Here is a 23,314-nt window from a genome sequence, read left to right as displayed (position 1 = left end):
TCTAATTCAGATGGCCGACCCAATTCCGCAACAACGTCAAACCGGCGTCCCCGGACTTCTCCGGGTGGAATTGCGTGGCCCACAGCGGGCCGTTTTCCACGGCTGCGACGAACCGCGAATTGCCATGCTGCGACCACGAGACTTTCGGCGCGGCGATGAAGTCATCCTCGGCCATTTCCCAGTTCTGCACGCCGTAGGAGTGCACGAAGTAGAACCGCGTGTCCGCATCCAACCCCGCGAACATCTCAGAGCCGTCCGCCACATCGACGGTATTCCAGCCCATGTGCGGCAAGACAGGGGCATCAAGCTTATCGACGACCCCCGGCCACTCCCCACACCCTTCCGCCTCGATGCCATGCTCGACTCCCTTCTCGAACATCACCTGCAGCCCCACGCAGATCCCCAGCACCGGCCGACCGCCAGCCAACCGCTGCCCGATCAAGCGTGGCCCGGCGACGCCCTTCAACCCACGCATGCACGCGTCGAATGCCCCGACCCCCGGCACGACCAGGCCGTCTGCCTCCACCGCGATCATGGGGTCGCGCGTGACCACCACGTCCGCCCCGACATGCTCGAGTGCGCGCTGCGCCGAGCGGAGATTTCCTGCACCGTAATCCAGAAGGGCCACCACGTTGCTCATGAGTGGGAAGTTTAGCTGTCTACCCCACCCTTCCGGTACACCGCTTCCAGACGTCGAGCAATTCCCTCGGTGTCGAGCTCACCGGCGGAAACCGCTACCACCAGATCAAACCAATCGTCGTCGGAGATACGGCGGTCATCCCGGCCATGAACCCTGAGCATGATCGATCCCAGCAGGACTCCCACCCTCTTGTTTCCGTCGAGGAACGGATGATTCGATTCGATGCTGTGCACGAGCGCCGCAGTCTTCGACCATTCGTCCGGGTAGAGCTCTTCACCGCAAAAAGTCGCCCACGGCCGCTCTAAAGCTGACGCGAGAAGGCCCATATCTCCGACGGTAAACCCGTGCTCTTCGAGAGCGGGAAGAACCGTCTCGAGCGTGAATCTGCGTCGTTGCAGAGACATAGCTTCTATTAAGCGTCTTTCAATCGTTGCATCAGAACGTTCCGCTCGCCCATTAACTCGCCTATATCCCGGGAGTTTGCAAGGCGCGCCTGCTCTGTTTCCCACTCTCTGCGAATCAGCATGGAAATGACCCTTTGCTTGGACAGCCCCGAGGAAGCGGCGAGGTCGCTCAATTGATGATCTTCCTCGGCGGTCAAGCGGAGATTCAAAGCCATGGCAAAACGGTACCATTCAGGTACCATTTGGAGCTACCTCCCGAGACGCCGTTTTCCGATGATCCAGTCCGCCGTGGTCATCACGATCCCGGCGACGACGACAGCACCGGAGGAAGCGAACGCTCCGGCGGCGCCGAGCCCGGCGATCATGCCGCCGAACATGAAGGAGCCGATGCCCTGGCCGCCGTCGAAACCGACATTCCACACGGCGGAAGCGTGGCTGATCTTGGACTGGGGCAGCCGGTAGAACATGCTGAGCAGGGACTCATTTTGCACGGCGCCGAAGCCAGCCCCGAAGAAGATCGCGGAGACTACCATCCACACTGGGTGGGCGCTGGTAGCCAGGCAGGCGGCGAAGCCGAACATGCCGATGGCGGCGGCGATCTGGAACGGGATCATGAGGGTGCCCGGCTCGCCGCGGCGGTCGGCGACGACACCGGTGAAGATGCGCGCCGACATGACTGCCAGGTTGATCACCGCCAGGATCAGGCCGCCGAGCGTGGTGCCGGAGGTGATTCCCGTGTCGCGGGCGGCATCGGGCAGGAAGTTGGCGATCAGGCTGTACGCCATCGCGGCGATCGCCAGCGCCAGGGTGGGCACGAGCACGAGCTTCCACGTCGGGGCGGACATCGCGCCGCTGGCCACCGGATCGGGTTGGGCACCCTTGATGGGCGGGATAGCAGCACACGCCAAGCCGCCGACGGCAGCGATCACTGTGGCTATGATCCACACGGGTTCGTACCCGATTTTCTCGCTGAGGAACAGGCCCAACGGCAACGCGATCATCTGGGCCGAACCGCTCGAAGCACCGAAGACACCGGAGGCTTTACCCAGCAGTTTGCGGGGCACGAGCTCAGCAATGATCGCGGCCTCAGCAACAGTCATCGCGCCGAAGCCGATACCGCGCACCACGCTCACCGCAAGAACCACCGGCGGGTCCATATTCCACATGAACGCCAGCGCCGGGACACCGAGCAGCACCGCCGAAACGGCGATCGCGGAGCGGTAGCTGAACCGGCGCAGCAACCGCGGCATGAAGACCTGCGTGAGCACAGTCGCAGCCATGAACACGCCTGTCGACGCACCGGCGAGGGCGTGTGAGCCACCTGCATCGAGGACTGCCACCGGCACGACCGGCAGCAACAGCGCCCACGAACCGAAAGCGGCGGCGACCGCCACCAGAGTCGGAATGAAGCCAGATGCCTCCCAGACCGAGTTGACCTCAGTCTGGGAAGCATCGTCCGGACCAGTCCCTTGCGGGGAACCCACGGTGAAAACCCTCCCAAAACTCACATCGACTGCACAAAGAAAAAAGGAACCGGACGGTTCCAACAAGAAAAATCAGGCTCCCACCAACCGTGAGGACTCACAGTTGGAAAAGCCCGAAAAATCAGCGTTGGGCGCGGCGGTTCGCGGAACAACGCTGACGTCGATAAGCGTGCTTTAAAGCGCACCCTTGGTAGAGGGTACGCCCTCAACGCGCGGATCGCGTTCGTAGGCCTGGCGCAGTGCGCGTGCGACGGCCTTGTACTCGGCCTCCGTGATGTGGTGCGGGTCGCGTCCGTACTGGACATTGACGTGCAGCGTGATGCGCGCGTTGTACGCCAACGTCTCAAAGAAGTGGCGGTTGATCACCGTGGCGTAGTGTCCGCCGATGATCTGCCACTCCATGGATTCCGGCTCGCCGTTCATGACGAAGTACGGGCGGTTGGAAATGTCCACGATGGCGTCGACGAGGGTCTCGTCCATCGGCAGCGACATGGAGCCGAAGCGGCGGATGCCCTTTTTGTCCCCCACCGCGTCGATGAGCGCCCAGCCGAGCGTGATCGCCGTGTCCTCCACGGTGTGGTGCGCATCGATGTGGGTATCGCCTTCCGCCTTGATCTTCAGATCGAAGCTGCCGTGCGTGCCGAATGCGGTGAGCATGTGGTCGAAGAACGGTAGGCCGGTGTCCACCTCGACTTTGCCGGTGCCGTCGAGGTTGATCTCCACCGAGATATCCGACTCGCTGGTCGTGCGCGTCGCTGTGCCGATCCGGTCAGTCATTATTCTTAATCTCCTTCGCTGCAGCCAAGAACGCGTCGTTTTCTTCATCCAACCCGATTGTCACGCGCAAATGTCCAGCCACGCCGACATCGCGGATGAGCACCCCGCGATCCAGGAATTCCTGCCAGGCGGCGTGCGCATCCTCGAAATCGCCGAAGAAGAGGAAATTCGATTCGCTGTCCACGACCTCGTACCCCAGCTGAAGCAGCGCAGCTTGAACGCGCTCACGCTCAGACGCGAGCTTATCGACGTTTGCCAGCGTCTCCCCTGCATGCCGCAACGCCACCCGCGCTGCCGCCTGTGACAGGACCGAGAGGTGGTACGGCAAGCGGACGAGCATGACTGCCTCGATGAAGGCGGGGGCGGCGACGAAATAGCCGAGACGGCCTCCCGCGAAATCGAAGGCCTTCGACATGGTTCTGGAGACCACGAGCTTGGCCGGGTACTTCTCCAGCAACGACACGGCGGATGCCGACGGGGAGAATTCCGCATACGCCTCGTCCACGATCACGATGCCGGGGGCTGCTTCGAGGATGCGCTCTATGTCAGCGAGCGCGGTGACATCGCCCGTCGGATTATTCGGGGTGGTCACGAAGACCACATCAGGCTTTTGCTCGTTGATCTCGCGAACGGCCAGATCCACATCGATGCGGAAGTCCTCTCCGCGCGGAATTCCGATGAACTCCGTCTGCGTGCCCGACGAGAGAATCGGGTGCATGGAGTAGCTGGGCACGAACCCCATCGCTGTGCGGCCCGGCCCGCCGAAGGCCTGGAGCAGCTGCTGGAGCACCTCGTTGGAGCCGTTCGCCGCCCACACCTGGTCGCGCGTGACTGTGACACCGGTCTGCTTGGACACGTACGCGGCGAGGTCGTCGCGAAGCTCGACCGCGTCACGCTCCGGGTAGCGGTTCAGTCCTGCAGCGACCCGCTGGACCTCCTCGACGAGGTCCGCGATGAGCTCATCCGACGGCGGGTACGGGTTCTCGTTCGTGTTCAGCGCCACCGGCACGCTCAACTGCGGCGCGCCGTATGGGGACTTGCCTCGCAGCTCCTCACGCAGCGGCAGGTCGGACAGGGCAAGCTGGTTCTGCTGATTGCGCTCAGTCATTGTTTCTCCTTGTCTTCCCTTCACTATTTCTCGGTGCGGGCCTTGATCGCTTCACCGTGGGCGGGAAGCTGCTCGTCGCCAGACAAGGTGATGATGTGCGGCCCGACTTCGGCGAGAGCTTTCTCGTCGTATTCGATGATGTTGACTGGGCGCAGGAACGTGTGGGTGGACAGACCCGGGGTGAAACGTGCTGTGCCAGACGTGGGCAGCACGTGGTTCGAACCGGCGATGTAGTCCCCCAACGGCACCGGGGAGAATGGTCCGACGAAGATCGCGCCGGCGTGCGTGATCTTCCTTGCCACATCGGCGGCATTGCGTGTGTGGATCTCAAGGTGCTCTGCAGCATACGCATCGGCCACAGCGATGCCTGTGGCGAGATCGTCGACGAGAATGATGCCGGACTGCTGCCCGCCAAGCGCTGTCGCCGCACGGTCGGCGTTGAGGGTCTGCGCTGCTCGCGCGTCGATCTCTTTGTCGACGGCGGCTGCGAGTTCCTCCGAATCCGTGATCAACACCGACGCAGCATTCTCATCGTGCTCTGCCTGAGAGATCAGATCCACGGCGACAAGGACCGGGTCCGCGGAATCGTCCGCGAGCACCGCGATCTCGCTCGGTCCCGCTTCTGCATCGATCCCGACTACCCCGTTGACTACGCGTTTCGCCGCAGCGACGAAGACATTGCCGGGGCCGGTGACCATGTCGACAGGCTCGAGGTTCTCCGCGTCATCGCCATAGGCCATGAGGCCGACCGCCTGCGCACCGCCGACGGCCCAGACTTCATCCACACCGAGCATCGCGCACGCCGCGAGGATCGTCGGGTGCGGCCATCCACCGTGTTCCGCCTGCGGCGGGCTGCACACCACGAGCGATTCTGCTCCTGCTTCCTGCGCCGGAATGGCATTCATGAGCACCGACGACGGGTAGACCGCTTTACCGCCCGGCACGTAGAGGCCGACGCGCTCCACTGGGAGGAAGACCTCAGTGACCGTGGCTCCGGCGGACACGTCGATAGTGTGCTCAGACGGTTTCTGTGCGGCGTGGACTGCACGGATCCGCGCAATCGCCACTTCCAGGGCGGCGCGGAGCTCACCGTCGAGATCCTCAACGCAGCGGGCGATGACCTCGTCCGGCACCCGCACAGTCTCGGGACGGATCAAATCGAATTTCTCGCCGTAGTCGAGCGCCGCTGCGGCGCCGCCCTGCTTCACGTCCTCAATGATCGGAGTGACAGTGGGAACCACCGATGCAATATCCATGCCGCCCCGGGGCAGAACCCGGCGCAGCTCGGATGTCGAAGGAGTGCGTCCACGAAGATCAGTCACATTGAGCATGGCGCTCATCATATTCGGCGTCACGCGGCACCGGGCCACTTCCCACCGATGAAACCGCGCCGAGCCAATACGCCAATGCCGCCACGAACGGCCCCGCGAGCCACGCGGGCCCCGGGCGCAGGACCGGCACAAAGGTCAGTGTCTGCCCCGGCTCCACATCATGGGGATCAGGTACTCCGTGGTACAGCTCCGCGGACCAGGTGCCGAGAATAAATAACGTCCAGCTTGAAAACGCCGCCACGGCAATGGTGAACAGCATCCGCCCGATCCCCGCGCGTTTTCCCGCGGTCAGAAAAGCCACTACGCCGATCAATAGACCCAGCAGTGTGGTCAGAAGAACGAAGCCGACAAAAGAAATGAACTCGACATTATCGGCGTTCAACGCCGGGTCGATCCGTGCGCCGCCATCATCGACGGTGGCGGAATAGCCCGGACGAGTAAGGCCCCACACGCCGCCGACAAGCGCGGCGATAATGCCCCCAAGCGCAACAAGCCCCGCGCCCCAGCCGAAAGGCTGGGAAATACGCGGGGAATGACTTAGTTGCACACCTTCCACTGGTCGCCCTCGCGCTGGAAGCGCTGGACGCCAGACTCGGTCTGGCCGTTGGTATTGACGGTCACGGTGGCGGAGGCGGAGTCGCCGTTCACTCGAACGTCGCTAAGCTCCGCTTGGGTTTGCGGGACCGGCGGCAACGGGCGGCCCGCAGCTCGTGCTGCGTCGACTGCCTGCTGCATCTCGCGCTCAGTCTGCTCGAGGGAGGTGCCGCGGCCAGCCAGCTCCTGGTTGGTCTGGTCGACGACCTTCTGGCAGGAGTTCTCCATGATCACGCGGGACCAGGAGACAAGATCCTTCGGGTTGTAGATCTTGTTCATCGTTTCGGTCATGCCCTTGACGTCTGACTCGCTGGCCTGCTGGCCACCCTCGACAGGCTTCGCCTCGACGGTCGGCAGCGTGCCGTCCTCGAACGGGTTGACCACCCCAGCTGCGCCCTCATTCGGCACGCCCTGCGCCGCAGGGTCGTTTTCCGGCTTCGGTGCGTCCTCAGGCTTGGACTCCTCGTCCTTGTTGTCCTTGTCCTTGTCCTTGTCGTCGCCGTCCTTCTTCTCCTTATCGTCCGCAGGCTTCTCAGCCTCCGGATCGACAGTGACGACATTGGTCTCGGTGGCCATGCCCTCGGCGACATTCTCGTCCTCGTTGGACCCGCAGGCAGCAAGAGCCAAAGGTGCGATCAGAATAGCTGCCGCGACCGTCTTCTTCGGAGCGATGGTCAACGTCATAAAAGAAGTCTCCTCAAACTGTTCCGTTATCCGAAGCCCTCTTCGAAACAGTGGGGGCCTACCGATGTCCCGGCGAAAGCCACCGCGTCACGTGACGCGGGAACATCTTTGATAACGCGTATTGCTTAGTGTTGCTTTCAGTGCACATCAGATCATAGCAACGGCCACGCGATTCCCATTAACTGTGGGACGTTGAAGATGCCATGAACTAGCTGTGAGAATGGCCGGGGAGCTGCGTGTACGCTGTTATAGCATGCAACTGTCCCGCCCGGTGATCGCCCGAGCAGCCGTGGAGATCTTGGATTCCTACGGTCTCGCCGATGTTTCCATGCGCCGGGTCGCCGCGTCCTTGGGTGTCGCCCCGGGCGCTTTGTACTGGCATATCGACAGCAAACAAGCACTCATCGCCGCGATGGCCGACGAGATCATCGCCCCTGTGCTCGCCTCCCCACACCCCGGGCCCAAAGAATTCTGCGCGGCTCTGCGCGAGGCGCTTTTATCGCATATCGACGGCGCCGATGTGGTCTCCACCGCCGCGTCCCAGGCCGACTCCCCTGTCTTTCCCGCATTACTCGACGGAATACGGGCGTGCTTTGCCGGAGACCCGCCTGAGTCGGCGGCCGCCGGACTGCTCTATCTCACCTTGGGCGCCACGAGCCTTCACCAGGCTGGCACACAACTGCGAGAAATAACTGCAGGTGAAAAGCAGGTTCTTTATGGTTCGGCCGAGCAGGTCGATGCTGCTGTGGATTTCCTTCTCGCGGGGCTCGACTCGGACCCGCACTAGGTGCGTCACGCACCCCGATTTCTATTAACATCGGGTCTCATGACAAATCCGAGCGCGAACGAGCAGACCATCCAGGTGTGGCCTGGATCCGCCTACCCCCTGGGATCTACATACGACGGTGCTGGCACCAATTTCGCCATCTTTTCCAACGTCGCCGAGAAGGTGGAGCTCTGCCTGATCGACCGTGAAGAAAATGAAGTGCGCGTCAACCTCGAAGAGGTGGACAACCATGTCTGGCACGCCTACCTGCCGGGCGTCCTGCCTGGCCAGCGCTACGGATACCGCGTCCACGGCCCGTGGGACCCGGAAAACGGCAAGCGCTGCGATCCGTCCAAGCTCCTGGTCGACCCGTACGCCCGCGCATTCGACGGCGAATTCGACGGACATTCGTCCTTGTTCTCTTACGACATTCACGCCGAGGAGCCGGGCACCGGACGCAACGAGGAGGACTCGCTCGGCCACACAATGAAGTCCGTGGTGATCAACCCGTTCTTCGATTGGGGCGATGACAGGTCTCCGCGCATTCCGGAGAACGACGCGATTATTTACGAGCTGCATGTCAAAGGTATGACGCAGCTGCACCCGGATGTGCCGGAGGATCTCCGCGGCACCTACGCCGGGCTTGCCCACCCGAGCGTCATTTCCTATTTGAAGGACCTCGGAGTCACCTCGGTGGAGCTCATGCCGGTCCACCAGTTCCTGCAGGACGATCGTCTGCGCGACCTCGGCCTCCGCAACTACTGGGGTTACAACACCTTCGGCTTCTTCGCGCCGCACCAGGATTACGCGGCCAGCAAGAAGCCGGGCGACGCTGTCGCCGAGTTCAAGGGCATGGTCCGTGCGTACCACGAGGCGGGCATGGAGGTCATCCTCGACGTCGTGTACAACCACACGGCAGAAGGCAACCACATGGGCCCGACGATCGCCTTCCGCGGCATCGACAACGAGGCCTACTACCGGCTTGTCGACGAGGACCGGTTCCACTACATGGACTACACCGGCACCGGTAACTCGCTGAACGTCCGTGACCCGCACTCTTTGCAGCTGATCATGGATTCGCTGCGCTATTGGGTCTCCGAGATGCGCGTCGATGGTTTCCGCTTCGACCTCGCGTCCACCCTGGCCCGCGAGTTCTCGGATGTGGACCGCCTGGCTACCTTCTTCGACTTGGTGCAGCAGGACCCGATCGTGTCCCAGGTCAAGCTCATCGCCGAGCCGTGGGATGTGGGCGAGAACGGCTACCAGGTGGGCAATTTCCCGCCGCTGTGGCGCGAGTGGAACGGCAAGTACCGCGACACGGTGCGTGATTTCTGGCGCGGCGAACCTGCCACGCTCGGTGAGTTCGCGTCGCGTCTGACCGGTTCGTCGGACCTGTACAACCACAATGGCCGCCGCCCCACCGCGTCCATCAACTTCATCACCGCGCACGACGGTTTCACCCTCAACGACCTGGTCAGCTACAACGAGAAGCACAACGACGCGAACCAGGAGGACGGCCGCGACGGTGAGAGCCACAACCGCTCCTGGAACTGCGGTGTGGAGGGCCCGACCGACGACGAAGAGATCTTGAAGCTGCGTGCGCAGCAGCGCCGCAACTTCCTCACCACGCTGCTGCTCTCGCTGGGCACACCGATGATCGCCCACGGCGATGAATTCGCGCGCACCCAGGGCGGCAACAACAACGTGTACTGCCAGGACAACGAGACGTCCTGGATGAACTGGGACCGCCTGGAAGTGGGCGACGACCTGCACGACTTCACCAAGCGCCTAATCGCCATCCGCAAGAACCACCCGGTCTTCCGCCGTCGCCGCTTCCTCGCTGGTGGCCCGCTGGGCACTGACGCCCAGGACCGCGATGTCGCGTGGCTCACGCCCGATGGCCGAATGATGACGCAGGACGACTGGGACTTCGCTTTCGGCAAGGCGCTGCAGGCATACGTCAACGGCAGCCAGATCGCTGAGCCGGATTCACGCGGCCAGCAGGTCATCGACGATTCCTTCCTGTTGATGTTCAACGCCTTCCACGAGGACATCGAGTTCACCCTGCCATCGAAGAACCTCGGCGCGAAGTGGGAAGTTCTCATCGACACCACCGAACCCCTCGGCCACCCGGCAGAGACCGAAGAGATCGAAGCCGGCGGCACCAAGAATGTGCCGGCGCGCTCCACCATCGTGCTCCGCCAGATCGAGCCTCCGATTTTCGACGAGAACAACGAGAGCAACGAGAACAAGGACGACGAAAACAACGAGAACGACAAGAACAACGAAGGCGTCGAGGAGGCACAGGGCGCAGATGATTAACACGCACGGTGCCCGAATCCTGGTCACCGACTCCGCGCTGGAGGTTCACCCGGATCCGCTGGAAGCCGCATTGACCGGCACGGCAGAGGCGGTGGTGCTCCCGCTGGCGGAGGTGTCGTCGATAAGCGTGCTTCCCGGCGATGACTGGGATGGCGCACGTGTCGTCCTTGCTGGCGGCGCTGGTGAGACTGTTATTCGTTTCGTCCCTGGCGACGAAAAAGGGCCGGAACAGCTGCAGGCCATCGTGGATGCCGCGCGTTCGGGCAAGAAGATCAGCGCGGATAGCATTCCAGGCTTCAGCTTTGTTGCCTTCGATGTCGAAACCGCGAATCAGAATTGGGGTTCGGTCTGCCAAATGGGGCTGGTACGCGTCATCGACGGCGAGATCGTCGAGCGCGCATCGTGGTTGTGCCGCCCACCGGAAGGCATCGACGAGTTCGATCCGTTCAATGTCGATTGCCATGGCATCACGGCAGACGCCGTCGCCGATGAGCCCGCTGTCGGTGAGCTGTTTGAGCGATTCACGGACTTCGTCGGCGACCTGCCCGTCGTGGCGCACAATGCGTATTTCGATGCCTCCGCTATGCGCTACGCGGCGCAGGCCTCGGGCGCGAAGATTCCGCACATCACCTTCGCGTGCGCGCTGGCGCAGTCGCGCGCCGCGGACTTGGGCGTGGCCAACCACCGTTTGCCCACGGTGGCAGAGCATTTCGGTGTCGCACTCGACAACCACCACGATGCCGCCGCTGATGCGGAAGCGTGCGCAGGCGTGATGCTCGGACTCGCCCGGCGCGCGGAACACACCGGCTCGCTGGCCGAATACGTCCATTCCGCTGGCTTCGCCCTGGGATCCGTCGACACTGCCCGCGTCACCCCTGTGCTCAAAGACCTCTCCGGCGCACAGACGGCCTTGCAGTCCGCCTCCGCCGCTGAGGAGAAGAGCGAGCCGGACGAGAACGGGAGCTCCGGACAATCCGGCCGCGGCCCTGCGCCGTGGCAGTCGGTGGCAACCCCGGACACGATCCCGGAACCGGCTGTCGATGCTGATCCGGAGTCCCCGCTGTACGAGCAGAATGTCACGCTCACCGGCGAATTCGAGCCCTTCGACAAAGGCCAGCTGTGGGACGGCATCGCTGCACGTGGCGGCCAGGTGGGCAAGAACGTGACCAAGAAGACGACGATTCTCGTCGTTGGCGAATGGGCGTCGATGACCTCCAAGGAGAAGCGTGCCCGTGAGCTGATGGAGAAGGGCCAAGAGATTGAGATTTGGCCCGCGGACAAACTGCTGGACATTCTCGGGTTGAACGAGCAGCCCCCGTTTTAAAGAAATTTCGGCGGCGAGGGAACCGCGGGCTGGGTCAGCGCAGTCTAAAAAGGCATGAATGTCGCGCTGAATCCTGCACCACCTGCCGTTCCTACTCCTGTCGCTGTCCCTGTCCCTGTCCCCGTTTCCGTCCCGTCCCCGGTGTCTTCATCCGCCGGGTTGGCCGTCGCTCAGCTCCCAGCGAGTGCACTGCACGCTGTTCCCGCCCCGCGGACGCGTGCTGTGAAGTCCACCGGCTGGGCGCACCCGGGTTCCTCCGCCAAGCCGGCATATGTCGCGCTCTCCCGCGACCATGTGGCGTTGTTGAAAGCCCCAGACGGGCGTTTACTGACACCGCTTGATCTGGGGCACATGGAATTGAGCACGCAGCAGGCCTGGGATACCGCCGCCGACACATTGCTGCGCACGCAGCACGACAGAATCGAATTCACGGTGCGCAATGCATCTTTCGCACTTGGGGATACGGCGCCCCGGGGCCTCGAAGTGCGAGGCGGTGCGCATCCGCCGGCAGCGTGGCTGGCGCATCCGCGGACGTTCAGAGTGCTCCACGCACATTTCACGGAGATCCTCTCCCCCGGAGCAGCACTGGTGTTTCTCACCCGCGACCACAAAGAGCTCTTTGTTCTCGACGCAGATGCGCGCCAGGTACGCGAGGAATTCCCGGCTGCTGCGGTATTCACCTATTCCTACGGCTTTCCGGTCAACCATCATGACTGCGGAAGCGGTGAGAGCGCGGCTTCATCTCACTAGTGTGTGAGGGTGTACAACACAGTGTCACGACGATAAGGAGTGTCCGCACATGCCCCGTCCGATCACCTCGACGTACAGGTTGCAGTTGCGCGGCGCGAAAGCGGACCCGGCGGGCCGAAGCTTCACCTTCGCCGACGCCGCCGCTCTCGTCCCCTACTTGAAGGAGTTAGGGGTCTCCCACCTGTACCTCTCCCCGATCTTCACGTCGTATCCGGAGTCCAACCACAATTACGACGTGACAGACCCGACCGAGGTGAACCCGGAACTCGGCGGAATCGAAGGGCTGCGCCACCTAGCGGCGGCAGCGCACGCGGCGGGACTCGGTCTGATCGTGGATATTGTGCCCAATCACCTCGGTGTGGAGACGCCCCAGTTGAATGCCTGGTGGTGGGACGTACTCAAAAACGGGCAGGACTCGGAATTCGAGTCGTATTTCGACATCGACTGGCATGAGGACAACGGCGCAGGCGGCAAGTTGGGGCTCCCCGTGCTGGGCCAGCCGGGCGACGAGGACAAATTCGAACTGACCTATCTCGACGATATCGATGAGCCGGTGCTCGCCTATTTCGACAGTTATTTCCCCCTCGCGCCGGGCTCTTTTTCCAGCCTCGACGATGATCCGCGCGAGGTCTACGAAAAGCAGAGCTACCGCCTCATGTTCTGGCGGGACGGAGTGATCTCCTACCGCCGTTTCTTCTCCGTCAACGGCCTGGCGGGCATCCGCCAGGAGGACCCGCTCATCTTCGAGCACACCCATCGCACATTGCGCCAGATCATCGCAGAAGACCTGATCGATGGCGTCCGCGTGGACCACCCGGACGGACTCGCCGACCCATTTACCTATTTGAACCGCTTGCGGGATCTAATCGGGAAGGACCGGTGGCTGGTTGCCGAGAAGATTCTCGGCGTCACCGAACCGCTCGACCCGCGTTTGGCCGTCGACGGCACCACCGGATACGACGCGCTGCGGGAGCTCGACGGCATTTTCATTTCCCGTGACGCCGAGGATTCGTTGAGCATGCTCTCCCTCCAGCAGTCCGGCTCGACATGGGATGAAGCAGCTATCGCCGCAGCCGAGCACCAGCTCAAACGAGACGTGGCGCAGTCGGAGCTGGCCGCTGAGGTCCGCCGTCTGACCCGCGCCATCCGCCGCGATAATTTCTCCACGGCCGGCGCGGACGTGACCGACGAGGATCTGGAACGCACTGTCATCGACCTCGTCGCCGCTATGCCGGTTTACCGCGCGGACTATATCTCCCTATCCCGCCAGACGTCGACGATCGTGGCGGACATGGTGCGGCGCTTCCCGTCACGCCGCGGAGCACTCGATTTGATCTCTGCGGCGTTTCTCGCGAACGGCGAAGCCAAGACACGCTTCGCCCAGGTCTGCGGTGCCGTCATGGCAAAGGGCGTGGAGGACACGCTGTTTTACCGGGCCTGCCGCCTCGTCGCGCTCCAGGAAGTCGGCGGCGCGCCCGGCCGGTTCGGGGTGTCGGCTGCGGAATTCCATCTGCTCCAGCAGGAGCGTGCGATGCTGTGGCCGCACGCCATGACATCGCTGAGCACCCACGACACGAAGCGCAGCGAGGACACCCGCGCCCGCATCATCGAGCTCACCGAGCGCCACAAGGACTTCGCGGAGCTGGCCCAGCAGATCAGCGCCCTGGTCCCCGCGCCAGACGATGCGACGGCGCATTTCCTCCTCCAGAACATCATCGGTATCTGGCCGACCGACGGCAGCACCGACACCATCCGCGAGCGCCTCAAGGACTACGCCGTCAAAGCAGTGCGCGAAGCTGGCGTGCACACGTCGTGGTTCGACAACGAGGAGCATTTCGAACGGACGATCACGGATTGGGTCGACGCGCTTATCGACGGCCCCGCCGCCCCCATGATCGATGACTTCCTCCGTGAGATTCACCGCGGTGCCGTGCAAGTCTCCCTCGGCCGGAAGATGCTCCAGCTCATCGGCCCCGGTATCCCGGACACCTACCAGGGCCAGGAATTCTGGGATTTGTCGCTGGTGGACCCGGACAATCGCCGCTTCGTCGATTACGTGGCACGCGAGCAAACACTGGAACAGTTCAAGGAGGCGGCGTTGTCCGGCCGTGTCCACGCCGAATTGGTCCGGGACCGCGACGCCGCGGCGGACGACGAGCAGCCCGGCCTCTATCCGCACCTGGCCGGCATCATCGACCGCGCCAAGCAAGCTGTCACCCACGAGGGCGTCTACCTCCGCCGGGAGCACCCGGACTTCTTCTTGGACGGTGATTACCAGGCAGTCTTCGGCGTGGGCGAAGCTGCGAGCCACCTCGTCGGCATGGCGCGAGGCACCGACGGCCTCGATGTTGTCGCGCTAGCCACCCGCCGCCCGCTCCTGCTGGAAGACCGTGGCGGATGGGGCGAGACCACCGTCACCTTGCCCGAGGGCGAGTGGACGGACCGGCTCACCGGCTCGACTTTCGCGGGCACGGTCCTCGTCCGCGATGTCCTGGACGTCCTGCCGACGGCGCTTTTGGTCGCTGTCCACACCGACGTGTAGCGCGGCTCAAACTCAGCCCCCTGGACTTCGGTTCTCTAGATGTTGACCCCAGAAGTGAGTTACCCCAGGTCGCGGATTTCAGGCCATTTTCGCCGACCTGGGCTAACTAAGTTTTGGGGTTCACATCCTCGCCGCGGATGCCCGCATCCAGAGCTCGTCTGCTCAGTCCCAGTTCAGCGCCGACCCATCAGCCGGTCGAGTTCGCGCCGCTCCTTCTTGGTCGGCCGGCCGGCACCCCGGTCGCGCTTCGGCATGGAGTAGAAGTACTCCTTCGGCGGAGGCGGCGGCGAGTGATCGATGTAGCAGGTCCGGGCTACAGGTGCACCGGCGCGTTTGCGAAGGGTCTGCACCACTTCGTACTCGATGTCCCGGTAGTCTTTCCACGCTTTGACTCGGTCGCCCGGCACGACTTGCGTGGATGGTTTCACGGCGTTGCCGTTGAGCTTGACGTGCCCGGCGCGCACCGCGTTGGCGGCTTCGGAACGGGTCTTGTACATGCGGACGGCCCACACCCACACGTCGATGCGGACGGGGCTGCCGTCGGGTTCAGCACCAGCCACGGAATTAGTAGTTGTCCTGGTGGTTGATGATCTTCTGGATCTTGCTGTAGTTGTACAGCCCGCCGCCGACAGCGACGACCATGCCGAGGGCGAACCAAAACCAGAAGGAGGAGAAGATCAGGCCCAGCGCCACACCGCCGAGCACACCGCCACCGACGCAAGCCACTCCGTTGCGGGAGTAGCGGCGCACGGCTTGTTTACGGGCTTCGATCGGGTTATTCGGGCGGGGCTGAAGAGTCATGAGCACAAGTTTAGCGGGCGCGCTCCACCCACATTGTTCCCGCCTCGCGCGCGGTTGCGTTTCCTTGGGTGACGGCGGCGAGCAGCTCATCGAATTCGTCGCGGGTTCCGGGGGCGATGGCGAGCCGGTAACTCGCGTGCGCACCGTAGGCCACGTCGACGACGTCGATGCCGTGGGTGCGCAGTTCCGCTTCAATCCGCCCGGCATCGGCATGAGGAAGATCGACTGCGACGAGTTCGCGAAGGGATTTCTCCGCCCGTGGCACGGCGTCAAGAGCTTGTGAGACAGATTCCGAATAGGCGTGGACGAGCCCACCCGCGCCGAGTTTCACACCGCCGAAATAGCGGATCACCACGGCCACGGCGGATTCGAGGCCAGAGCCGCGCAGTGCATCGAGCATCGGTTTACCGGCTGTGCCGGCAGGTTCGCCGTCATCGCTGGAGCGTTCAATGGGCACAGCACCGTCGACGTGCACGATGAATGCGGAGCAGTGGTGCCGCGCATCGGGGAATTCGTGTCGTGCGCGCGCGATGACATCGCGTGCTTCTTCTTCGGTCTCAGCTCGTGCAATCCAGGTGATGAAGCGGGAGCGTTTGATCTCGAACTCGTTCACCGTCGGTTCACCCGCGACAGGCAATGAATATGTTGTCACCATCGCCGGACCATTTTACTTAGGGTTGAACACCTGAAGTTCGATGTGTGGGCGGCGCAGAGCTGCGCTAGATCCTTAAACGAAGATCACCGCGAAAGTCACGATAATGGTCACGATCACGGTGGCCAGAATGAGCTGCGTCTGAACGGAGAGCTTCACCGGGGACAGGCCCTGTTGCCAGAAATCATAGTCCTCACCGTAAGGGGCGCCATTATGAGCCTTCTGCGCCGGGGGAGCACCTTTCGGCCCGTAGTTGGGCCGGGGCCGGTTCGATGGCGGATCGGGTAGAAGCGCGTCGCCAGAGAAGGCGGCCCTCGGCTCCGGGTAGGTGTTTATGTCAGCCACTTGCCCTCTCCGATCGCTTCGCGGATGTTCAGTTCGAACTGCTCGGAAGTCATCTCAACGTTGTCCGCTTCCTGCTGGACATCGATCCACTGGTTGAACAGTTCTGGAATGGTTGCTTCCGGTGCCGGGCTCTGCATCGCGAAATCAAGGGCGTGCAAGATACGCATCAGTCCAGTGCGGTTGAATCCGATCCAGTTCACTTCCCCGTCCACGGCCTTGAGTGTGAGCGTTAGCTCTTCTGCGGGCCCGTACGGGCGACCACAAAAGCCGGTGAGCCAGGCGTGGTCGATCACTGTCACCTGGCCTGGCGCAGTGCCAAGAAACAGGCGCGAAGTCGTGCACACGCATGCTGACGTGAACCCGGGAGCACTCGTGAGTGCCACCTCCAGGATTTCCTCTCCAGGGCCAAGCACATGCATGACATCATTCACGACGGCCGGTGCGATCTGGGTGTCACCACAACGCTCTAACGCTTTACGCACAAACTCGTTCTCATCGACCACGTAGGGCAGGTTAACATGTGTATTGCGCGAATTTCGTCTTGTGAGGAAGGAATCCCCTGATGACCGCCATCACCGCCGCACGGTTCGAACGTCCCCGCGCCAAGGCCGAAAATATGGCAGTTGACCTGTGGGAATGGAGCGCCCCGCAGCCGGACCGTCAGACGGTGCTGGAGGCGGTTTTCGCCCTGCCGTACCGAGTGGCACACGACCGGACCGTGGACACTCCCACGTTGCCTGTAAAGAAAGATCGCGTGCAATACAAGCGCATGCTTGAGCACTCGTGGGGCATCACCTCGGCTGATGGAGCCCGTCAAATGATGGAGATGCTCATCGCCGGCGACATGCACACCGCGTCGTCGGATGCCGTGCTGCACACAGCCGAAATGCTCACGGGTGAGTTCGCCCCGCAGGAATGGCGTTCGCAGGATTTTGCGGCGCGCCGCCGGACGATGGAGATCTTCCTGGAGCACTTGGCTATTTCCAACTGGATGGATCCGAAGCAGCTCTGGACCGACTTCGACCACTGGATAGCTGTGCGCACCCACCCTTCGTTCGCGAACGTTAACGCGCCGTCGACCCCGACAACGACCCGCGCCTGGGACATCATGCGGGTGGAAATGACAGGCGCGACAGCCGCGCTCGTCGGGCTCATCACCCCTGAGGAGTACTCCAGCTACGCCTCGCGCGCTGTCGCCGAGCTGCAGAAGCACTTCCGGTCTTGGGGGGATGCCGCAGCCAGCTTCTGGTGGGGTCGCGCCATTTGGTCAGCCGACACCATCAGGGACAACGCAGACGACATGCAGGGTGAACTCCAGTTGTTCGACCACATTCTCACGGAAGCATTGATCGACCCGAACTCTCCCTGGCGGCGCTTCCCGCTCCACGCTTAGCCACGCCTGCCACGCAGTTTGTCTAGCTCGCGGCACTTTTTCTTATTCGGTCTACCAGCATCGCGGTCACGCTTCGGCAAGTTTGATCTCGATCTCGCTCACCGTTGGTTCACCCGCGACAGGCAATGAATATGTTGTCGCCATCGGTAGATCATTTTACTTAGGGTTGAACATATGAAGTTCGATGTGTGGGCCCCGTACGCGCACGATGTGAAAGTGGTGGTCGACGGCGTCGAGCACCCGATGCGCCGCGACGACGCGCGCACGGGTTGGTGGTTGAGCGATATCGAGAAGGTTCCAGGTCAGCGCTATGGCTTTTCGCTTTTCGACGGCGCGTCGTGGACCTCGCCTCTCCCCGACCCGCGCTCAACCCGCCAGCCCGACGGAGTGCACGGTCTGTCTGCGGTGACGGATCCCGAATTCGAGTGGTCCGACCAGCACTGGACCAGTTACGAGCTCAAGGGGCAAGTGATCTACGAGCTCCACGTGGGAACGTTCAGTAAGGAGGGAACGTTCGACGGGGCCGTCGATAAGCTTGATTATCTTGTGGACCTGGGCGTGACCACAATCGAGCTGATGCCCGTCCAGCCCTTCGGCGGCGAGCACAACTGGGGTTACGACGGTGTGGACTGGTTCGCGGTGCAGGAGAGCTACGGCGGGCCGGACGGGCTTAAGCGTCTGGTCAATGCCGCGCACCGTCGCGGTGTGGGCGTGTACCTGGACGTGGTGTTCAACCACTTCGGGCCCGACGGCAATTACAACGGCCAATTCGGGCCGTACACCACGTCGGGTTCCACGGGGTGGGGTGACGTGGTCAACTTCTCCGGCGCTGATTCGGACGAGGTCCGGGCGTATGTGCTGGACGCTGTCCGCCGCTGGCTCACCGAATTCCACATCGACGGGCTGCGCCTCGACGCGGTGCATTCCTACGATGACCGCAACGCGTACTCGATCATGGAGCAGATCAACATGCTCGCCGACGAGGTGGAAGCGGAATTCGGGCCGAACCCGATCATCATCGCCGAAAGCGACCTCAATGATCCGCGGATCATCTCCGATTATTCCGTCGGTGGCTACGGCCTGGACGCGCAGTGGCTTGACGACGTCCACCATGCCCTCCACACCGTCGTCACCGGCGAAAATAACGCATATTACGAAGACTTCGGCACGATTGAGATTCTCGCGGACACGCTACGCCACGGCTTCCGGTTCCGTAACCACTACTCCAGCTTCCGCGGCCGCACCCACGGTCGTGCACTGGATTTGTCGACGATCCCGCCGTGGAAGCTGATCACCTACACCACGACGCACGACCAAGTGGGCAACCGCGCGCAGGGCGACCGCCCGTCGCAAAATCTCACGTTGGCCCAGCACGCGCTGAAAGCCGCCGTGATCTTCTTCAGCCCGTTCACGCCGATGATCTTCATGGGTGAGGAATCCTTCGCGCAGACACCGTTTCCCTTCTTCGTCTCCCACACCGACGAGAAGCTGATGCAGCTGACCCGTCAGGGACGCGCCCACGAATTCGCGCGCTACGGCTGGGACTTCGACGAGGTCCCTGATCCGGCTGATCCAGCTACTTTTGCATCAGCGAAGCTGAACTGGAATGTCAACGACGATGCCTCCGCAATGCACGAGGCGTACAAGACGCTGATCACCCTGCGCCGCGAATTGAACCTCGCCCGCGAGGATCTGCGCGAGCTTGAAGTCGATCATTCCGATTCCTGGCTGACCATGGGCTACGACGATGTCTTCCTCGCGGCGAATTTCACTGACCAGCCAGTCACCGTCCCTGCGGGCGGGGAGCTCATCTACTCATTCGGCTCCCCCACTGTCACCGCCGACGCGATTCAGCTGGAGCCCTGGGGATTCGCCGTCATCAGGCGCTAGCCAGTGACAATGAAATCGTATTCGGGGGTGCCCGGGAAGAGCCGGCGGCAGTCGAATGCGGCCTCCTCCATGCGCTCGAGCAGCGGGTCGAGATCGGATGCGCGCGCGAGCTCGATGCCGACGAGTGCCGCGCCGGTCTCGCGGTTGTTCTTCTTCAGATACTCGAACAATGCGATGTCGTCGTCTGGGCCGAGCACGTCGTTGAGGAAGCGGCGCAGCTGGCCCGGCTCCTGCGCGAAGTTGACCAAGAAGTAGTGCTTCAGTCCCCGGTGCACCAGGGACCGTTCCATGATCTCGGCGTAGCGCAGGACATCATTATTGCCGCCGGAAATGACGCACACAACGGTGCTGCCAGGTGTCAGGTTTACATCTGCCAACGCCGCCACTGACAGGGCGCCCGCGGGCTCCGCGATGATGCCCTCGTTCTGGTACAGGGCGAGCATGCTCGTGCACACCGCTCCCTCATCAGCTGCCACAACGTGCAAGCGCCCGAGGTTTTCCTCGATGATCTTGAAATTCACGTCGCCGATGCGCTTGACCGCGGCGCCGTCGACGAACGGGTCGATGGTCTCCAGCGTCACTGGCTCGCCGGCATCGAGCGCCGCCTGCAGCGATCGGCCGCCTGCTGGCTCCACGCCGACGACCGCGGTACGCGGTGACATATCTGCCAGATAGGAAGTGATGCCGGCGAGCAGTCCGCCGCCACCAACTGGGACAACGATGGAGTCGAGTGACTTGCCCAGACCCGACAGCTGGGAGACCACCTCAGCGCCCACGGTGCCCTGGCCGATCACGGTATTGCGCGCATTGAAGGGCTCGACGATGGTGGCGCCGCGTGATTGTGCGTCCTTGCGCGCTGCTTCTGCCGCTTCGTCGAAGGTGTCACCGACGAGAACGAGCTCCACATTGTCCCCGCCGTGCACCTTGATGCGGTCGCGCTTCTGCTTGGGCGTGCGCTTCGGCACGAAGATCTTTCCGTCGATGCCCATCGAGCGGCACGCGTACGCGACACCCTGCGCATGGTTGCCTGCCGACGCCGCGACGACACCCGCGGCTTTCTCTTCTTCGGTGAGGTTGCTGATGTTGTAGTACGCGCCGCGGATCTTGTACGACCGCACATCCTGCAGGTCCTCGCGCTTGAGGTACACCTCCACCCCGTAGGCCTGCGACAAACGCGGGCAATACTGCAACGGAGTCGGCGCAATAATGCTCGAAATGCTCGCCTGTGCCCCTTGGATGTCTGCTGCGTGGACGGGTGAGAAATCAGGCGAATGTGTCATACCGAGCAATCATAGACTCACACATGGCCCCTCAAGCGCATGTGAACCGAAAATTTCCGGACGCCGCGAGCGTGCTCCACGACCGAAGACCGCCGCGTTTCCAGCAGGTCCCCCGCCCCAGAATCTGCAAAACATAAACTATGGTTACTGCAAAACATAAACTACACTTGCTGCAAAACATAAATTAGGAGGGATTGGTGTGGATACTAAACAGCTAGCAGGCCGCCGCTACCGTCCACGGATCGTCGACACTCGAGTCGAATTTTTGCTGCAGGCCAGCGGCGCCGTCATCATCGAAGGTCCGCGCGGATGCGGCAAGACGATGACCGGGTTGTACCACTGCGAGTCCTTCGCATTTGTTGACGATCCCGCCACCAACCAAGTAGCGCGACTCGTACCTGAGTCCGTGCTCGCGGGCCCGCGACCCCGGCTGCTGGACGAATGGCAGACTGCACCGGATCTGTTCAATCTCGCCCGTCGCGCCATCGACCAGGCCGGGGAGCCGGGGCAGTTCATCTTGGCAGGCTCGGCTGTGCCGGCAGATGATCTCACTCGCCACACAGGCGCCGCACGGTTCCTGCGCATGCGGCAGCGCACTCTGACACTTTTTGAGAAGGCAGACTATGAGCCGGCGGTTTCTCTCGAATCGTTGTTCAACGGCGAGTCCCCACTTCCAGATGCAAAACAAATCTCCTACCAACAGGTCATCCGCGATCTGCTCCGGCCAGGTTTTCCCGGCTACCAGGACACGAACGAGCAAGTCGTGCTCACTCAATTGCGTGGTTACCTGACGGAGGCAGCCCGAGCCGACATGCAGCGGGTGGTGGATCTCCGCATCTCGCCCTTAGCGACCGAACGGCTCATTGCTGCGATCGCGCGGTCAACTGCAGGCGAAGTCTCCGTGGCCACGTTACGGAAAGACCTAGATGCGGTAAGCCCGGGCATCTCGCTGCCAACGGTGAACAAGCTCTTGGACAGCTTGCAGCGCATTTTTGTCGTCGAAGCAGTCGCCGCTTGGACACCGCGGCTCCGTTCCAAGGCACGTCTGCGGGTGTCCCCGAAATACCACCTCGCAGATGCTGGACTCGCCATCGCAGCTCTGGGTGCCACCTCCGCTTCACTGGAACAAGACCCCGAGACCACTGGCCTGCTCTTCGAATCTGCCGTGATTCACGACCTTGCGGTCATGATCGAATCGTTGGGTGGAGCTATCCACCACTACCGCGACTCGAACGGGAATGAGATCGATGCAGTGCTGACACTCCCCGATGGCCGATGGGGAGCTATCGAGGTCAAGACTGGTTTCGGCGGAGTTGAGCGTGGCGCTAAATCCCTCAAGAAAGCCGTCGAAGCCATCAATCACGAAGGACGTGCACCCTCATTCACCGCCGTGATCACTGGCACAGGCATCACTGCGGAATTGGACGACGGAGTCATCACCTTTCCTCTGCACCAGCTCCGGCCTTGACAAAGGCTGGGCCAAGCAGAGCAGCCCGCGAAAACCCTTGGCATTAGTTGATGCGAGGCGTAAGCTCTTTCGAGGTTCCTATTAGCTTTACCCGAACGTATTCAGTGCAGAAGGAGTCCTTCGTGAAGAAGCGCACCGCATTCATCGCCGCAACACTTTCCGCCGCAATGGCTTTCAGCGCCGCACCGGCCGTCGCCGAGACCACCGGCGAGTCCAACGCATCGACCGACACCGGCACCAACAACGACGGTGACAACACCTCCGGCAACGATGACACCACCTCCGAGACTGGCGACGACAACGGTAAAACCAAGCCGGCACCGAATAAGCCTGGGAAGGATAAGGACGAAGACGAAGAAGAGGAGGAGAACCCGAACGCCCTCGACCCGACCAAGGGCAAGTGGGACAACGGCGGTGCCAGCTCCGAAGCCGGTAAGGAAGGTCCCTTCGGCTCGTCCGGCCTGAACCGCATCTCGAACTACACCCAGAGCAACCAGTTCAAGAGCATCTCCACGATCGTGGCCCTGGTCTCGGGCGTGATCACGGTGGGCTCCCAGGTGGCCGCGCTGATCATCTCTGTCTCCCCTACAGCGAAGGCTCAGTTCGACAACTTCTTGAGGAGCCTCCGCTAAGTACGGCACGGCCCCTTAGATGATGAAGGGCCGCCTCAATTGTTAAAGACTCCTCGTTCCCCTCGGAATGAATCCGTGGGGGCGAGGAGTCTTTCGCTTGCGCGTCGATAAGCGTGCTTATCGACGT

Annotated in this window: 24 protein-coding genes; 9 read left to right on the top strand and 15 right to left on the bottom strand. The window is 62.4% G+C overall.

Annotation, left to right across the window (positions count from 1 at the left end; genetic code table 11):
- Position 1: 1 nt before the first annotated feature.
- The 9 genes from hisH to J5Y21_RS00585 form a co-directional block, all read right to left on the bottom strand.
- Positions 2-640, bottom strand: coding sequence for an imidazole glycerol phosphate synthase subunit HisH (hisH, locus tag J5Y21_RS00625; RefSeq protein ID WP_210571686.1), 639 nt, complete (start codon positions 638-640; stop codon positions 2-4).
- Positions 641-651: 11 nt separating this feature from the next.
- Entirely contained in the window at positions 652-966 is a 315-nt protein-coding gene (locus tag J5Y21_RS00620; RefSeq protein WP_246874797.1) for a Fic family protein, read from the bottom strand.
- Positions 967-1,052: 86 nt separating this feature from the next.
- Positions 1,053-1,259 carry a hypothetical protein gene (locus tag J5Y21_RS00615; RefSeq protein ID WP_210571684.1) on the bottom strand — a complete coding sequence of 69 codons (207 nt, stop codon included), beginning with the start codon at positions 1,257-1,259 and terminating at the stop codon, positions 1,053-1,055.
- 33 nt (positions 1,260-1,292) lie between these two features.
- The gene (locus tag J5Y21_RS00610; protein ID WP_210571683.1) at positions 1,293-2,528 is read right to left on the bottom strand and encodes an MFS transporter; all 1,236 of its coding nucleotides are present in this window, start codon (positions 2,526-2,528) and stop codon (positions 1,293-1,295) included.
- Between the two features lie 174 nt (positions 2,529-2,702).
- On the bottom strand, positions 2,703-3,305 hold the full coding sequence (gene hisB, locus J5Y21_RS00605) for an imidazoleglycerol-phosphate dehydratase HisB (protein ID WP_210571681.1): 603 nt from the start codon (positions 3,303-3,305) through the stop codon (positions 2,703-2,705).
- Positions 3,298-4,413, bottom strand: coding sequence for a histidinol-phosphate transaminase (locus J5Y21_RS00600; RefSeq protein ID WP_210571679.1), 1,116 nt, complete (start codon positions 4,411-4,413; stop codon positions 3,298-3,300). The genes hisB and J5Y21_RS00600 overlap by 8 nt, the downstream gene beginning before the upstream one ends.
- Positions 4,414-4,436: 23 nt before the next feature.
- Positions 4,437-5,744: a histidinol dehydrogenase gene (gene hisD, locus J5Y21_RS00595; protein WP_210571676.1), complete on the bottom strand. Its 1,308-nt coding sequence runs from the start codon at positions 5,742-5,744 to the stop codon at positions 4,437-4,439.
- Complete coding sequence (locus J5Y21_RS00590) at positions 5,728-6,300, bottom strand: hypothetical protein (protein ID WP_210571675.1); 573 nt, start codon at positions 6,298-6,300, stop codon at positions 5,728-5,730. Before J5Y21_RS00590 ends, hisD begins: the two co-directional genes overlap by 17 nt.
- A complete protein-coding gene (locus J5Y21_RS00585) occupies positions 6,282-7,022 on the bottom strand; it encodes a hypothetical protein (protein ID WP_210571672.1) in 741 nt (246 codons plus the stop codon). Before J5Y21_RS00585 ends, J5Y21_RS00590 begins: the two co-directional genes overlap by 19 nt.
- A gap of 253 nt (positions 7,023-7,275) precedes the next feature.
- On the opposite strand from J5Y21_RS00585, the gene J5Y21_RS00580 reads away from it, so the two are divergent.
- From J5Y21_RS00580 to treY, 5 genes are read left to right on the top strand one after another with little or no spacing between them, the layout of a single operon-like run.
- Complete coding sequence (locus J5Y21_RS00580; protein ID WP_210571671.1) at positions 7,276-7,809, top strand: TetR family transcriptional regulator; 534 nt, start codon at positions 7,276-7,278, stop codon at positions 7,807-7,809.
- 39 nt (positions 7,810-7,848) lie between these two features.
- Positions 7,849-10,110, top strand: a complete 2,262-nt coding sequence (gene glgX, locus J5Y21_RS00575; protein ID WP_210571669.1) for a glycogen debranching protein GlgX — start codon at positions 7,849-7,851, stop codon at positions 10,108-10,110.
- Positions 10,103-11,434 (top strand): exonuclease domain-containing protein, encoded by a 1,332-nt coding sequence (locus J5Y21_RS00570; RefSeq protein ID WP_210571667.1) that lies wholly within the window; start codon positions 10,103-10,105, stop codon positions 11,432-11,434. Before glgX ends, J5Y21_RS00570 begins: the two co-directional genes overlap by 8 nt.
- A gap of 54 nt (positions 11,435-11,488) precedes the next feature.
- Positions 11,489-12,184 (top strand): hypothetical protein, encoded by a 696-nt coding sequence (locus J5Y21_RS00565; RefSeq protein WP_210571665.1) that lies wholly within the window; start codon positions 11,489-11,491, stop codon positions 12,182-12,184.
- A 49-nt stretch (positions 12,185-12,233) separates the two neighbouring features.
- Positions 12,234-14,726: a malto-oligosyltrehalose synthase gene (treY, locus tag J5Y21_RS00560; RefSeq protein WP_210571664.1), complete on the top strand. Its 2,493-nt coding sequence runs from the start codon at positions 12,234-12,236 to the stop codon at positions 14,724-14,726.
- A 173-nt stretch (positions 14,727-14,899) separates the two neighbouring features.
- On the opposite strand, the gene J5Y21_RS00555 is transcribed toward treY, so the two are convergent.
- From J5Y21_RS00555 to J5Y21_RS00535, 5 genes are all read right to left on the bottom strand, one after another.
- Positions 14,900-15,286, bottom strand: a complete 387-nt coding sequence (locus tag J5Y21_RS00555; RefSeq protein ID WP_210571663.1) for an RNA-binding S4 domain-containing protein — start codon at positions 15,284-15,286, stop codon at positions 14,900-14,902.
- 4 nt (positions 15,287-15,290) lie between these two features.
- The gene (locus J5Y21_RS00550; RefSeq protein ID WP_210571662.1) at positions 15,291-15,527 is read right to left on the bottom strand and encodes a hypothetical protein; all 237 of its coding nucleotides are present in this window, start codon (positions 15,525-15,527) and stop codon (positions 15,291-15,293) included.
- 10 nt (positions 15,528-15,537) lie between these two features.
- The gene (locus J5Y21_RS00545) at positions 15,538-16,182 is read right to left on the bottom strand and encodes a YigZ family protein (RefSeq protein WP_210571661.1); all 645 of its coding nucleotides are present in this window, start codon (positions 16,180-16,182) and stop codon (positions 15,538-15,540) included.
- A gap of 72 nt (positions 16,183-16,254) precedes the next feature.
- Positions 16,255-16,524 carry a hypothetical protein gene (locus tag J5Y21_RS00540; protein WP_210571660.1) on the bottom strand — a complete coding sequence of 90 codons (270 nt, stop codon included), beginning with the start codon at positions 16,522-16,524 and terminating at the stop codon, positions 16,255-16,257.
- Positions 16,512-17,027 (bottom strand): hypothetical protein, encoded by a 516-nt coding sequence (locus J5Y21_RS00535; protein ID WP_210571658.1) that lies wholly within the window; start codon positions 17,025-17,027, stop codon positions 16,512-16,514. The genes J5Y21_RS00540 and J5Y21_RS00535 overlap by 13 nt, the downstream gene beginning before the upstream one ends.
- A 59-nt stretch (positions 17,028-17,086) precedes the next feature.
- On the opposite strand from J5Y21_RS00535, the gene J5Y21_RS00530 reads away from it, so the two are divergent.
- Positions 17,087-17,917 (top strand): DUF1266 domain-containing protein, encoded by an 831-nt coding sequence (locus J5Y21_RS00530; protein ID WP_210571656.1) that lies wholly within the window; start codon positions 17,087-17,089, stop codon positions 17,915-17,917.
- Between the two features lie 174 nt (positions 17,918-18,091).
- The gene (gene treZ, locus J5Y21_RS00525) at positions 18,092-19,807 is read left to right on the top strand and encodes a malto-oligosyltrehalose trehalohydrolase (RefSeq protein ID WP_210571653.1); all 1,716 of its coding nucleotides are present in this window, start codon (positions 18,092-18,094) and stop codon (positions 19,805-19,807) included.
- Here the strand turns inward: treZ and ilvA are convergent.
- Positions 19,804-21,087, bottom strand: coding sequence for a threonine ammonia-lyase IlvA (gene ilvA / locus J5Y21_RS00520; RefSeq protein WP_210571651.1), 1,284 nt, complete (start codon positions 21,085-21,087; stop codon positions 19,804-19,806). The genes treZ and ilvA overlap by 4 nt on opposite strands.
- A 199-nt stretch (positions 21,088-21,286) precedes the next feature.
- Between ilvA and J5Y21_RS00515 the strand changes: the two genes are divergently transcribed.
- Both J5Y21_RS00515 and J5Y21_RS00510 read left to right on the top strand, forming a co-directional pair.
- Positions 21,287-22,555 carry a DUF4143 domain-containing protein gene (locus tag J5Y21_RS00515; RefSeq protein ID WP_259901886.1) on the top strand — a complete coding sequence of 423 codons (1,269 nt, stop codon included), beginning with the start codon at positions 21,287-21,289 and terminating at the stop codon, positions 22,553-22,555.
- A gap of 122 nt (positions 22,556-22,677) precedes the next feature.
- Complete coding sequence (locus tag J5Y21_RS00510) at positions 22,678-23,187, top strand: hypothetical protein (RefSeq protein ID WP_210571650.1); 510 nt, start codon at positions 22,678-22,680, stop codon at positions 23,185-23,187.
- The last annotated feature ends 127 nt before the right edge of the window (positions 23,188-23,314 follow it).

Source organism: Corynebacterium sp. Marseille-P3884 (genome assembly GCF_017942225.1).
In the GTDB taxonomy this organism is placed as follows: Bacteria; Actinomycetota; Actinomycetes; order Mycobacteriales; family Mycobacteriaceae; genus Corynebacterium.
The sequence above is the reverse complement of the archived record's forward strand: the minus strand, read 5'-3'. Positions and strand labels throughout refer to the sequence as shown.

Coding starts and splice junctions, on each gene's coding strand:
- treY (WP_210571664.1), top strand. CDS start 12,234: ATGCCCCGTCCGATCACCTCGACGTACAGGTTGCAGTTGCGCGGCGCG.
- J5Y21_RS00580 (WP_210571671.1), top strand. CDS start 7,276: ATGCAACTGTCCCGCCCGGTGATCGCCCGAGCAGCCGTGGAGATCTTG.
- hisB (WP_210571681.1), bottom strand. CDS start 3,305: ATGACTGACCGGATCGGCACAGCGACGCGCACGACCAGCGAGTCGGAT.
- J5Y21_RS00585 (WP_210571672.1), bottom strand. CDS start 7,022: ATGACGTTGACCATCGCTCCGAAGAAGACGGTCGCGGCAGCTATTCTG.
- J5Y21_RS00600 (WP_210571679.1), bottom strand. CDS start 4,413: ATGACTGAGCGCAATCAGCAGAACCAGCTTGCCCTGTCCGACCTGCCG.
- ilvA (WP_210571651.1), bottom strand. CDS start 21,087: ATGACACATTCGCCTGATTTCTCACCCGTCCACGCAGCAGACATCCAA.
- glgX (WP_210571669.1), top strand. CDS start 7,849: ATGACAAATCCGAGCGCGAACGAGCAGACCATCCAGGTGTGGCCTGGA.
- J5Y21_RS00545 (WP_210571661.1), bottom strand. CDS start 16,182: ATGGTGACAACATATTCATTGCCTGTCGCGGGTGAACCGACGGTGAAC.
- J5Y21_RS00615 (WP_210571684.1), bottom strand. CDS start 1,259: ATGGCTTTGAATCTCCGCTTGACCGCCGAGGAAGATCATCAATTGAGC.
- J5Y21_RS00565 (WP_210571665.1), top strand. CDS start 11,489: ATGAATGTCGCGCTGAATCCTGCACCACCTGCCGTTCCTACTCCTGTC.
- J5Y21_RS00550 (WP_210571662.1), bottom strand. CDS start 15,527: ATGACTCTTCAGCCCCGCCCGAATAACCCGATCGAAGCCCGTAAACAA.
- treZ (WP_210571653.1), top strand. CDS start 18,092: ATGAAGTTCGATGTGTGGGCCCCGTACGCGCACGATGTGAAAGTGGTG.
- J5Y21_RS00530 (WP_210571656.1), top strand. CDS start 17,087: ATGACCGCCATCACCGCCGCACGGTTCGAACGTCCCCGCGCCAAGGCC.
- J5Y21_RS00570 (WP_210571667.1), top strand. CDS start 10,103: ATGATTAACACGCACGGTGCCCGAATCCTGGTCACCGACTCCGCGCTG.
- J5Y21_RS00620 (WP_246874797.1), bottom strand. CDS start 966: ATGGGCCTTCTCGCGTCAGCTTTAGAGCGGCCGTGGGCGACTTTTTGC.
- hisD (WP_210571676.1), bottom strand. CDS start 5,744: ATGCTCAATGTGACTGATCTTCGTGGACGCACTCCTTCGACATCCGAG.
- hisH (WP_210571686.1), bottom strand. CDS start 640: ATGAGCAACGTGGTGGCCCTTCTGGATTACGGTGCAGGAAATCTCCGC.